Source organism: Variovorax sp. P1_H12_2 (assembly GCF_056405335.1).
In genome coordinates, this window is the sequence record NZ_JBFUCI010000187.1 from 1 (window position 1) to 11,541 (window position 11,541).

Consider the following 11,541-nt stretch of genomic DNA (forward strand, 5'->3'; position numbering starts at 1 on the left):
GTGCTGGCGGAGTTCATCAACGAGGGTTACCTCACCTCGCATATCCGGCGCATGCGCGGCCTCTACGCCGAGCGGCGCAGCCTGCTGATCGCCGCCGTCGAGCGCCGCTTCGGCGAAGCCTTGCCGGTGATGGGCGACGAGGCTGGCCTGCATCTGGTGCTGGGCCTGCCGCAGCTGCGCGACGACTGGGCGGTGTGCCGCGAGGCCATGGAGCGCGGCATCATCGCCCGGCCGCTGAGCGCCTACTACAGCACGGCCAAGGCCGCCCAGGCCGGGCTGCTGCTCGGCTACGGCTGTGTGCCGAGCGAGAGGATCAGGCCGGCATTCGAGATCCTGGCCGACGTGGTGGAAGAAATCAGCRGCGCGGCGCGCGAGCCGCGGCGCAAGGCGGCATGACACGAAGTGACGCAGCGTCGGGGCCAGCCCGTCAGGCCTTGTGGTTCGGCGCGGTCGCGGATCCCGGCTTGTCCTTGGCCGCCGCGGCGTCGGGCTTGACCGAGGCCGCGCGCGGCATCCGGATGTGCGCCGCCAAGCCGCGCCCCGGCGTGCTGGTGAGCGCGAAGGTGCCGCCCATGCGCTCGATGTTCTTGGTCACGATCGACAGCCCGAGGCCGGCGCCGGCCGCCGAGGTGCGCGCCACATCGCCGCGGAAGAAGGGCTTGCTCAGCTGCGACAGCATCGAGGGTGCGACGCCGGCGCCGTGGTCACGCACCTTGATCAGCACCGCGTCGTTGTGCGCCTGGGCCTGGATCATGATGTCGGCGACGCCGGTGGAAGGCGTCTTGCCGTAGCGGCGAGCGTTCTCGACCAGGTTGGAGATCACCCGCTGCAGCTCGACCTCGTCGGCCATCACCCGCAGGTCGGCCGGCACGTCAACCGTGATCTTGATGTCCTCGTGGTCCTGCACCGCGTAGGTGCAGGCGTCGATCACGTCGCGCAGCAGCACCGGCCGGAAGTCGACGTGGTCGGGCCGCGCGTAGTCGAGGAACTTGTCGATGATCGCGTCGAGCTGCGCGATGTCGGCCGCCATGTGGTCGCGCGCGTCCTCGTCGGCCACGCTCATCTCGGTCTCGAGCCGCAGCCGCGCCAGCGGCGTGCGCAGGTCGTGCGAGATGCCGGCCAGCATCACGGCGCGATCCTGCTCGATCTTGGCGAGCTGGTCGGCCATCCGGTTGAAGCCGACGTTGACCGCCCGGATCTCGTTGGTGCGGGCCCGTTCGTCGAGTCGGTGCGCCTCGTACTCGCCCTCGCGCACCTGCAGCGTGGCCTGCGACAGCTGCTTCAGCGGCCGGTTGATCAGCCGGGTGATCAACGCCGCGCCGGCCAGCGAGAGCGCCATCGTGGTCGCCAGCCAGATCATCCAGGTGCGGCGGTCGAGGCGGCTGAAGCGCGTCGGGTCGACCAGCAGCCAGTAGGTGTCGCTCTCGATCGTGAAGCCGATCCACAGGCCCGACTCCTCGTTGACGCGGCTCGCGACGGTGGTGCCTTCGCCGAGCCGCGCGATCAGCTCCTCGGTCACCCGCTGGTCGAGCGCACCGCTGGTGTAGGGCATGAAACGGTCGCCAGGCTCGCGCGGCAGGATCCGCACGCCTTCCTGGTCGGCCAGGGTCTTGATCAGCGACACGCGCGTGATGGCGTCGGAGTACACCAGCGCCGCGCGCGTCAGGTTCACCAGCGAGGCGATCTGGTGGGCGGTCTGGATCGCGCGCGGCTCGTACTCCAGCGCGCGGAAGGTCTGCAGCCAGGCCACCGTGCAGCCGACCAGCAGCAGCACCAGCAGGAAGAAGGTGCGCCAGAAGAGACTGAGCCCCAGGTGCAGCCGCTTCCTGCGCCGGCGCGCGCCGATGCTGCCCAGAGGGCTCGGCAGCGTGCCCTGGGTGCTGTCCTCGAGCGGGCTGGGCTGGGTGGTCTGGGGGCCGATGCCTGCGGCCACGTCCGTCAGCGCTTCAGGTCGTGCCGTCCGGCACGAACACGTAGCCGACGCCCCAGACCGTCTGGATGTAGCGCGGCGCCGCGGCGTCGGATTCGACCAGTTTGCGCAGGCGCGAGATCTGCACGTCCAGGCTGCGGTCGAAGGGCTCGAATTCGCGCCCGCGCGCCAGCTGCGCCAGTTTCTCGCGCGACAGCGGCTGCCGCGGATGGCGGACCAGCGCCTTCAGCATCGCGAACTCGCCGGTGGTCARCGAGAGCTCTTCGCCGTCCTTCTTGAGGGTGCGCGAGCCGAGGTCGAAGCTGAAGGGGCCGAAGTTCACGGTCTCGTTGTCGGTCGACGGGGCACCGGGCGCCTCCAGCGGCGGCCGCCGGCGCAGCACCGCATGCACCCGGGCCAGCAGTTCGCGCGGGTTGAAGGGTTTGCCGAGATAGTCGTCTGCGCCGACTTCGAGCCCGACGATGCGGTCGACGTCCTCGCCCTTGGCGGTCAGCATGATGATGGGCGTGCGGTCGTTGGCCGCACGCAGGCGGCGGCAGACCGAAAGGCCGTCCTCGCCGGGCATCATGAGATCGAGCACGATCAGGTCGACCGTGTCGCGCAGCAGGATGCGGTTGAGAGCCTTGCCGTCTTCCGCCACGATGACCTCGAAACCTTCCTGGGTCAGGTAGCGACGCAGCAGGTCGCGGATGCGTGCGTCGTCGTCGACGATCACGATCTTGTCTGTGCGAGCGGGAGCTTGATTCATTTTCACAACGCCGAATTTGTAACAGCGCCAATTCTGAAGCCGTTAAGGGTCCATTGGCCGGCTTTGGGGTAGGTGTTGACACTAAGTTACAAAACTTGCGGACGCTAGCGGTCGGGACGTCTGAGCCTCGCAAGGCAATGGCACAGTGACCTGTCGTCACCTTTTGTCGCCATGAAATCCAACTTCCTCGTGCTGTCATTGCTGCTTGCCTCCTGGGGCTTGCCGACCTGGGCCGGTTCCGCCGGGATGCTGGGCGTGGGCGGCGCCCCGCGTGTCGAAGCGCGAGATGGCGGCGCCGGGCGGCGCCTGTCGCCCGCCGAGCTGGCCCAACTGCGCCAGCAGGTGCGCCAGCAGTGGGCGCCGGCGCCGGGCGTCGTGCGGTCGGCAGAGTCGCAGCCGGCGGAGCGCATGATGCCGGACGCGCCGTCCAAGGGCGCGCTGACCACCCCGCGCAGCCAGCGGCCCTGAGCCGCGGCCTGTCGGGGCCTTCCTTTCTTCCATCCGAGGATTTGCTGATTTGAACAATGTCAAATGGATGGCGGCCTGTGCCGTCTTGATGGGCGCCGGCGCCGCCTGGGCCCAGGGCGTGACCTTGCCTGCGCCCCAGAACGTGCTTCAGCTGTCGGCCGATTCGACGGTCGAGGTGCAGCAGGACCTGCTGAGCATGACGCTCAACACCACGCGCGAGGCGGCGGATGCGGCGACGGTGCAGGCGCAGCTGCGCACCGCGCTCGACGCTGCGCTGGCCGAGGCGCGCAAGAACGCCCAGCCGGGCCAGCTCGACGTTCGCACCGGCAATTTCAATCTGKCGCCGCGCTACAGCCGCGATGGCAAGATGACCGGCTGGCGCGGGACGGCTTCGCTGGTGCTCGAGGGCCGGGACTTCCCGCGCATCACTCAGACCGCGGCCCGGATCAACACGCTGACGATCGCCAACATCGGCTTCGGCCTGAGCCGCGAACAGCAGGCGAAGACCCAGACCGAGGCGCAGGCCGTGGCGATCGACAACTTCAAGCAGCGGGCCGACGAGCTCGCCAAGCGCTTCGGCTTCAGCGGCTACACGCTGCGCGAAGTGGCGGTCAACGCCCATCTCGGCGGCCCCGTGCAGCCGCGCATGATGGCGATGGAAGYGGCGGCGAAGTCCGCCTCCGACGCCCCGGTGCCGATCGAGCCCGGCAAGGCCAACGTGGTGGTCAACGTCTCGGGCTCGGTGCAGCTGAAGTAGCCGCGGGCAGCCGGGCAGGGCGCGGCTACTGGGCGGTCCAGCCGCCGTCCACCTGCCAGGCGACGCCGCGCACCTGGTCGGCCGCCGGCGAGCACAGGAACACCGCGAGACCGGCCAGTTGCTCCACCGTGGTGAACTGCAGCGAAGGCTGCTTTTCGCCCAGCAGTTCGTTCTGCGCCTGCGCCAGCGAAATGTCCTCGCGCGCCGAGCGGTCGTCGATCTGCTTTTGCACCAGCGCGGTCAGCACCCAGCCCGGGCAGATCGCGTTGCTGGTGACGCCGGTGGTGGCGGTCTCGAGCGCCACCGACTTGGTGAGGCCGACGATTCCGTGCTTGGCTGCGACATAGGCCGACTTCTGCGCCGAGGCCACCAGGCCATGCGCGGAGGCGATGTTGATGATGCGGCCCCAGTTGGCTTCGCGCATCGCCGGCACGGCCAGACGCGTGGTGTGGAAGGCGCTCGTGAGATTGATCGCGATCACCGCGTCCCAGCGCTCCACCGGAAAGTCCTCGACCTTCGCGACATGCTGGATACCGGCGTTGTTCACGAGCACGTCGACGCGGCCGAAGCGGCTGGCGGCGAACTTCATCATGTCCTCGATGTCGGCGGCGCGGCTCATGTCGGCGCCGTGGTGCTCGACCTTCACGCCGAGCGCGGCGATCTCGGACTTCGGTCCCTCCGCATCGCCGAAGCCGTTGAGAACGATGTTCGCGCCTTGGCCGGCGAGCGCTTTCGCGATGCCGAGCCCGATGCCACTGGTGGACCCCGTGACAAGCGCGGTTTTGCCTTTGAGCATGATGACAATCTCCGAATGAATTAGGATGCAACGAGCCCATTATCTTCATCGAGATTCCGCCCTTTCCATGATCGAGCCCGCCTTTTCTCACGTTCCTCGTGAAGCTCGCGGGCTTGCCGGACGGCAGTCGCTTTCGAGGCGGTCGAACCCGTGAAGCGCGAACAGTCCAACCTGCACGCGTCCGCGCCGTCCGACTCGCTGGTGGTCGACTACCCGCTGTCCGCGGCGACCGCCGAGCGCACGCCGGTGATGGAGAACATGCTGGCCCGCGCGCGCGCCTTCGCCGAGCCCCTGATCGCCGACGAAACGCTGGACACCGGCGAGAACACGCTCGCGCATGCCGATGCGGTGGCCGCGATCGTTCGCGCGATGGGCGGCTCCGAAGCCATGCAGGCCGCCAGCTACCTGGTCTATTCGTGCCAGCACCTGAACCGTCCGCAGGAGGTGATCGCCAAGGTGTTCGGCGACAACTTCGCGGCGCTCGCGGTCGAGACCACCAAGCTCGTGCACGTGCAAAAGCAGGCCCGCACGGCCGCCGCCAACGCCCATCTGGCCGACGGTGCCGGCACGCAGACCGAGAACGTGCGCAAGATGCTGCTGGCGTTCTCGCGCGACTTGCGCGTGGTGATGCTGAGACTGGCTTCGCGGCTGCAGACCCTGCGGCACGCAGCGGCCAGCAAGCAGCCGCTGCCCGAGAACGTGGCGCGCGAATCGCTGCAGGTGTTCGCGCCGCTGGCGAACCGGCTGGGCATCTGGCAGGTCAAGTGGGAAATCGAAGACCTGTCCTTTCGATTCCTCGAGCCCGAGACCTACAAGCTGATCGCGCGCCTGCTCGACGAGAAGCGCATCGAGCGCGAAGGCTATGTCGAGCAGTTGCGTGTCCGCCTCGAACGCGACCTGGCCGCCGAGGGCATCCAGGCCAAGGTGCAGGGGCGGCCGAAGAACATCTACAGCATCGTCAAGAAGATGCGCGGCAAGTCGCTCGACTTCGAACAGGTGTTCGACATCATGGCGCTGCGCGTCGTGGTGGCCGATGTCAAGGACTGCTATGCGGCGCTGGCCTGGGTGCACTCGCACTTCCAGCCGATCGACGAGGAGTTCGACGACTACATCGCGCGACCGAAGCCCAACGGCTACCAGTCGCTGCACACGGTGGTGCGCGACGTGGTCGGCGGCCATGTCGGCAAGCCGATCGAGATCCAGATCCGCACCGAGCAGATGCACGACCATGCCGAGCACGGCGTGGCCGCGCACTGGGCCTACAAGGAGGCCGGCCACAAGGGCTATGCGGGCGTCTGGGCCAGCGGTGAATACGACGCCAAGATCGCGGTGCTGCGGCAACTGCTGGCCTGGGAGCGCGACCTCTCGGGCGGTCAGCGCGGCCAGGGCCTGTTCGACGACCGCATCTACGTGCTGACACCCGACGCCGCGATCGTCGAGCTGCCGCAGGGCGCGACGGCGGTCGACTTCGCCTACACCGTGCATACCAGCCTCGGCCACCGCTGCCGCGGCGCGCGCGTCGACGGTGCGATGGTGCCGCTCAACACRCCGCTGCAGAACGGCCAGACGGTCGAGATCATCGCCGTCAAGGAGGGCGGCCCGTCGCGCGACTGGCTCAATGCCGACCTGGGTTATCTGGCCAGCCATCGGGCGCGCGCCAAGGTGCGCGCCTGGTTCAACGCGCAGATCACGCACGAGACCGTGGCGCGTGGCCGCGAGGCGGTCGAGAAGCTGCTGCAGCGCGAAGGCAAGACCGCGCTCAAGCTCGACGACCTCGCCTCGCAGCTGGGCTTCAAGTCGGCCGACAACCTGTTCGAGGTGGTGGGCAAGGACGAGTTCTCGCTGCGCAACATCGAGATGCTGCTGCGCCCGCCGGAGCCCGCGCCGGGACCGGATGACGGCGTCATCATCAAGAAGTCGCGCGGCAGCGAGCAGGCGGGCCGCGGCGGCGTGCTGGTGGTCGGCGTCTCGTCGCTGATGACGCAGCTCGCCAAGTGCTGCAAGCCGGCGCCGCCGGACGCCATCCGCGGCTTCGTGACCAAGGGCCATGGCGTGAGCGTGCATCGCTCGGACTGCAGCAACTTCCGCACGATGGCGGCGCAGAACGGCGAGCGTGTGATCGATGTGGAGTGGGGTGCGCCGAAGGGCGATGCGGGCTCCGTCTACGCCGTCGACATCGCGGTGGAGGCGGCCGACCGGCAGGGCCTGCTGCGTGACATCTCGGACGTGCTCGCGCGCGAGAAGATGAACGTGATTGGCGTGCAGACCCAATCGGTGAAGGGCACCGCATGGATGACTTTCACGATCGAGATCGCCGATGTCACGCGGCTCAAGCAGGTGCTCGGCGTGGTCGCCGCGGTGGCCGGTGTGCGTTCTGCACGACGCCGCTGAAAAGTGCCTCAAGAGCCTGCTATACTTCGGCCTCTCGAATACAACCTCAGGCGCGTAGCTCAGCTGGTTAGAGCACCACCTTGACATGGTGGGGGTCGTTGGTTCGAGTCCAATCGCGCCTACCAAATTTCCCCTCTGAAGAGAACCAGTCTTCAGGCCCACGGGGGAAATTTTTTTCTCTTCTCGGCAAGTCTTGCGGCTGCCGTCTCCCTGTTCCCGTCGAATCGCACAGACGTGCGTCGCCATGCGACGCATGGTCGCGTGTCGCGTCATCCCGCGCGAACGCGCGCCAGTTCCGTGTCTGGAGGCCCCGCAGCCATCGCGGTGGCTGCGGGGCGATCCGGCACAGGCTGCTCAGACCGGCGCCGGAATCAGACCACGCCTTGCGCCAGCATCGCGTCCGCCACCTTGACGAAGCCGGCGACGTTGGCGCCATCGACGTAGCTGACCGTGCCGTCCTCCCGGCGGCCGTGCCGCATGCAGTCCTCATGGATGTTGCGCATGATCGAGCGCAGTCGCGCATCCACTTCCTCGCGCGGCCAGGAAATGCGCATGGCGTTCTGGCTCATCTCCAGACCGGAGGTCGCCACGCCGCCGGCATTGCTGGCCTTGCCGGGCGCGAAGAGAACGCCGTGGTGTTCGAAGGTCTCGATGGCCGCCATCGTGGAGGGCATGTTGGCGCCTTCCGCGACGCACAGCACGCCGTTCTTCACGAGCGTGGCGGCATCGTCCTTGTCGAGTTCGTTCTGCGTTGCGCAAGGCAGAGCCACGTCGACCGGCACATGCCAGGGGCTGCGCCCCGGAAGGAACTGGGCCCCGACCTGCTCGGCGTATTCGCCCACGCGCCCGTACAGGTGGTTCTTCACCTCCATCAGTTGCGCCAGTTTGGCCGGCGTGAAGCCGGCCTCGTCGAAGACGGTGCCGCTCGAGTCGGAGACGGTCACCACCTTGGCGCCCAACGCCATGGCCTTTTCCACTGCGTACTGGGCCACGTTGCCCGAACCGGAGATGCCGACKCGCAGGCCTTCGAAGCCGAGGCCCTTCTGCCGCAGCATCTCCTCGGCGAAGTACACCGTGCCGTAGCCCGTGGCTTCGGGGCGCATCAGCGAACCGCCGTAGCTCAGGCCCTTGCCGGTGAAGACGCAATCGGCGCCGTTGCTGAGCTTCTTCACCATGCCGGCCATGAAGCCGATCTCGCGGGCGCCGACGCCGATGTCCCCGGCCGGAACGTCCCGATCGGCCCCGATGTGGCGGAACAGCTCGGTCACGAAAGCCTGGCAAAAGCGCATGATCTCGCCCGGACTGCGGCCCTTGGGGTCGAAGTCGGAGCCGCCCTTGCCGCCGCCCATGGGCAGGGTGGTCAGGGCGTTCTTCAGGGTCTGCTCGAAGGCGAGGAATTTCAGGATCGAGAGATTGACCGACGGGTGAAAGCGCAGCCCGCCCTTGTACGGACCGATCGCCGAACTGTGTTGGACGCGGTAGCCGCGATGAACCTGGACCTGGCCGCTGTCGTCGACCCACGAGACCCTGAAGATGACGATCCGCTCGGGTTCGATCAGCCGGTCCAGCAAGCCGTGCTCGGCATAGCCGGGATGCTTTTCGATGTGCGGCCACAGGCTCTTCATCACTTCGGCGATGGCCTGCAGATACTCGGGCTGGGCGGGATTGCGCGCTTGCGCGCAGTTCAGGAAATCTTCGAGCGACTTGTATTTCATCTTTTGGCGTAGTCCGGTCACGGCCTGGTGGAGGGAAAGAGACGGCGAAGTGTGAACGATGCGTCCGTCGGTACGAGAGCAAATGCCCCACAGCGAGGTCGGGTGTGCCGAGAGGGCCTATGGCATTCGGCGACTGCAAGTCCGACTTCAGTTGTGGTAACTTGATTGTCCGTCACCCCCCACAGCATCTGATCCAGGGAACCGATGAACACGCCCGTGGCCGAGTTCGATTCTTCGCTCGAAGAGCTCCGCATCGCAGCACTGGTGCGCCAGGCGCCGCTTGAATTCGCGCGGGTGGTCTACGGGCTCAACGACCGCGCCAATGGCCGCGCCGGCACCATGGCGGCCGAAGATGTCGCGCGCACGGTGCGCCAGGGCGTGCCCGTCACGCGTGAGCGGGCCGAGCAGCGGGCCCGCGCCTACCTGCCGCTGGCGGGGCAGGAGCATTGCCCGCGCTGCTGGGTCTTCAACGGCATCAAGAGCCCGCTGCATTACCGCGACGAGACCGACGAACGCCCCGAGTCCGGCAGCTGCAAGGTCTGCGGCGCGGAATACACGACCACGCTCGATTGAGGCGCCGCCGTCGCAGGCCGTCTTGGAGCGGCCGTGCCAGCTGCGTGCATTCACTGACTTCCCGGTCAGGGTAAACCTTGGCGCGGCGCAGCAAAGCCGCTCCCTAGAATTGCTCGCGCGTCACGGYGCCCAACCTGAAGGAGTTCCTAGTGCAGAGCAAGAAGTCCGGCGCCAAGCCGGTCCAGCGGGTGATCAAGAAGTATCCGAACCGAAGGCTCTACGACACGGAAACGTCCAGCTACATCACGCTCGCCGAGATCAAGCGGCTGGTCATGGACAAGGCCTCGTTCGTGGTGCGCGATGCCAAGAGCGGCGACGACCTGACGCGCAGCATCCTGCTGCAGGTCATCCTCGAGGAGGAGGCCGGCGGGGCGCCGATGTTCACCGAGCAGGTGCTGGCCAGCATCATCCGTTTCTATGGCCAGACGATGCAGAGCTACATGGGGCCCTACCTCGAGAAGAACATCCAGGCGATGTCCGAGGTGCAGGCGCAGCTGAGCGAGAAAGCCGAAGGCCTGACACCCGAGATGTGGTCCAGGTTCATGGCGATGCAGTCGCCGATGCTGCAGGGCCTGATGGGCAACTACGTCGAGCAGTCGAAGAACGTCTTCCTGCAGATGCAGGAGCAGATGCAGAAGAACACCGAGCAGGTTTTGGGCGCGTTCGGGCTGAAACGCCCCTGATTCGGCCCCGCCGGCCGATAGCTGGGACAATGGGGGGATATGAGCGAAGCTGCCTCCCCTGAACGAATTGCCGCGCCTGCGGCCCCCAAAGTCGGTTTCGTGAGCCTGGGATGCCCCAAGGCCCTGACCGATTCCGAGCTGATCCTGACGCAATTGAGCGCCGAGGGCTACCAGACCTCCAAGACCTTCGAGGGCGCCGACCTGGTGATCGTCAACACCTGCGGCTTCATCGACGACGCTGTCAAGGAGAGCCTCGACACCATCGGCGAGGCCCTGGCCGAGAACGGCCGGGTGATCGTCACCGGCTGCCTGGGCGCGAAGACCGGGGAGCAGGGCGGCAATCTGGTGCGCCAGATGCACCCGAGCGTGCTGGCGGTCACCGGACCGCATGCCACCCAGGAAGTGATGGACGCGGTGCACGCCAACCTGCCGAAGCCGCACGACCCCTTCATCGACCTGGTGCCGCAGGCCTTCGGCGTCGCGGGGCTCAAGCTCACGCCGCGCCACTACGCCTACCTGAAGATCAGCGAAGGCTGCAACCACCGCTGCACGTTCTGCATCATTCCGTCGATGCGCGGCGACCTTGTGTCGCGGCCGGTCGGCGATGTGCTGTCGGAGGCCAAGGCGCTGTTCGAAGGCGGCGTCAAGGAACTGCTGGTGATCAGCCAGGACACCTCGGCCTACGGCGTCGACCTCAAGTACCGCACCGGCTTCTGGGACGGCAAGCCGGTCAAGACGCGCATGCTCGAATTGGTGCGCACGCTGGGCGAGATCGCCGAGCCCTACGGCGCCTGGGTGCGCCTGCACTATGTCTACCCCTATCCGAGCGTCGACGAAGTCATTCCCCTGATGGCGAGCGGCCAGGTGCTGCCGTACCTCGACGTGCCGCTGCAGCACAGCCATCCGGACGTGCTGCGGCGCATGAAGCGTCCGGCCAGCGGCGAGAAGAACTTGGAGCGCATCGCACGCTGGCGCGAGGTCTGCCCCGAGCTGGTCATCCGCAGCACCTTCATCGCCGGTTTCCCCGGCGAGACCGAAGAAGAATTCGAGCACCTGCTGAGCTTCATCCGCGAGGCGGAGATCGACCGTGCGGGCTGCTTTGCCTACAGCCCGGTCCAGGGCGCCGCGGCGAACGACATCCCGGGCATGCTGCCCGAGGCCGAGCGCGAGGCCCGTCGGGCGCGCTTCATGGAAGTGGCCGAAAGCGTCTCGATCGCCAAGCTGCGTCAGCGCATCGGCGCCACGATGCAGGTGCTGGTGGATTCGGCGCCGGGCATGGGGCGCAAGGGAGGCGTCGGCCGGACCTACGCCGACGCGCCCGAGATCGACGGCATCGTGCGGCTGCTTCCGCCCGAGAAGATCAGCAAGACGCTCAAGGTGGGCGAGTTCACCCGGGCCCGCATCGTCGGCGCCGAGGGACACGACCTGATCGCGCTGCCCGTCTGACAGCGATCTCGCTCGCTGGCGGTCGGACCACCGC

10 protein-coding genes, 1 tRNA gene and 1 pseudogene are annotated in these 11,541 nt (G+C 67.3%); 8 read left to right on the plus strand and 4 right to left on the minus strand.

What is annotated here, in order from left to right; translation table 11 throughout:
- Positions 1-396 (plus strand): annotated as a pseudogene (locus AC1D2K_RS18880) (MocR-like pyridoxine biosynthesis transcription factor PdxR); the annotation flags it as partial.
- A 31-nt stretch (positions 397-427) separates the two neighbouring features.
- Here AC1D2K_RS18880 and AC1D2K_RS18885 read toward each other — a convergent pair.
- The gene (locus AC1D2K_RS18885; RefSeq protein ID WP_478090370.1) at positions 428-1,867 is read right to left on the minus strand and encodes a sensor histidine kinase; all 1,440 of its coding nucleotides are present in this window, start codon (positions 1,865-1,867) and stop codon (positions 428-430) included.
- Between the two features lie 79 nt (positions 1,868-1,946).
- A complete protein-coding gene (gene ompR, locus AC1D2K_RS18890; RefSeq protein ID WP_028250078.1) occupies positions 1,947-2,678 on the minus strand; it encodes an osmolarity response regulator transcription factor OmpR in 732 nt (243 codons plus the stop codon).
- A gap of 171 nt (positions 2,679-2,849) precedes the next feature.
- Here ompR and AC1D2K_RS18895 point away from each other — a divergent pair, with 171 nt between their 5' ends.
- A complete protein-coding gene (locus AC1D2K_RS18895; protein WP_478090364.1) occupies positions 2,850-3,146 on the plus strand; it encodes a hypothetical protein in 297 nt (98 codons plus the stop codon).
- Positions 3,147-3,213: 67 nt separating this feature from the next.
- Complete coding sequence (locus tag AC1D2K_RS18900) at positions 3,214-3,903, plus strand: SIMPL domain-containing protein (protein ID WP_478090371.1); 690 nt, start codon at positions 3,214-3,216, stop codon at positions 3,901-3,903.
- Positions 3,904-3,928: 25 nt separating this feature from the next.
- On the opposite strand, the gene AC1D2K_RS18905 is transcribed toward AC1D2K_RS18900, so the two are convergent.
- Positions 3,929-4,699 carry a 3-hydroxybutyrate dehydrogenase gene (locus AC1D2K_RS18905; RefSeq protein ID WP_478090365.1) on the minus strand — a complete coding sequence of 257 codons (771 nt, stop codon included), beginning with the start codon at positions 4,697-4,699 and terminating at the stop codon, positions 3,929-3,931.
- 249 nt (positions 4,700-4,948) lie between these two features.
- Here AC1D2K_RS18905 and AC1D2K_RS18910 point away from each other — a divergent pair, with 249 nt between their 5' ends.
- Both AC1D2K_RS18910 and AC1D2K_RS18915 read left to right on the plus strand, forming a co-directional pair.
- Positions 4,949-7,090 carry a RelA/SpoT family protein gene (locus tag AC1D2K_RS18910; RefSeq protein ID WP_478090372.1) on the plus strand — a complete coding sequence of 714 codons (2,142 nt, stop codon included), beginning with the start codon at positions 4,949-4,951 and terminating at the stop codon, positions 7,088-7,090.
- Between the two features lie 48 nt (positions 7,091-7,138).
- Positions 7,139-7,215, plus strand: a tRNA-Val gene (locus AC1D2K_RS18915).
- A 246-nt stretch (positions 7,216-7,461) separates the two neighbouring features.
- Here the strand turns inward: AC1D2K_RS18915 and gdhA are convergent.
- Entirely contained in the window at positions 7,462-8,805 is a 1,344-nt protein-coding gene (gdhA, locus tag AC1D2K_RS18920; protein ID WP_478090366.1) for an NADP-specific glutamate dehydrogenase, read from the minus strand.
- Between the two features lie 204 nt (positions 8,806-9,009).
- Here gdhA and AC1D2K_RS18925 point away from each other — a divergent pair, with 204 nt between their 5' ends.
- The 3 genes from AC1D2K_RS18925 (at position 9,010) to rimO (ending at position 11,507) form a co-directional block, all read left to right on the plus strand.
- Positions 9,010-9,378: a hypothetical protein gene (locus AC1D2K_RS18925; protein WP_478090367.1), complete on the plus strand. Its 369-nt coding sequence runs from the start codon at positions 9,010-9,012 to the stop codon at positions 9,376-9,378.
- 149 nt (positions 9,379-9,527) lie between these two features.
- Entirely contained in the window at positions 9,528-10,061 is a 534-nt protein-coding gene (phaR, locus tag AC1D2K_RS18930; RefSeq protein WP_478090368.1) for a polyhydroxyalkanoate synthesis repressor PhaR, read from the plus strand.
- Positions 10,062-10,100: 39 nt separating this feature from the next.
- A complete protein-coding gene (gene rimO / locus AC1D2K_RS18935) occupies positions 10,101-11,507 on the plus strand; it encodes a 30S ribosomal protein S12 methylthiotransferase RimO (RefSeq protein WP_478090369.1) in 1,407 nt (468 codons plus the stop codon).
- Positions 11,508-11,541: the final 34 nt, after the last annotated feature.

Bases quoted from the DNA above. Each gene is read 5' to 3' on its own strand.
- AC1D2K_RS18925 (WP_478090367.1), top strand. From the start codon at position 9,010: ATGAACACGCCCGTGGCCGAGTTCGATTCTTCGCTCGAAGAGCTCCGC.
- AC1D2K_RS18895 (WP_478090364.1), top strand. From the start codon at position 2,850: ATGAAATCCAACTTCCTCGTGCTGTCATTGCTGCTTGCCTCCTGGGGC.
- AC1D2K_RS18905 (WP_478090365.1), bottom strand. From the start codon at position 4,699: ATGCTCAAAGGCAAAACCGCGCTTGTCACGGGGTCCACCAGTGGCATC.
- rimO (WP_478090369.1), top strand. From the start codon at position 10,101: ATGAGCGAAGCTGCCTCCCCTGAACGAATTGCCGCGCCTGCGGCCCCC.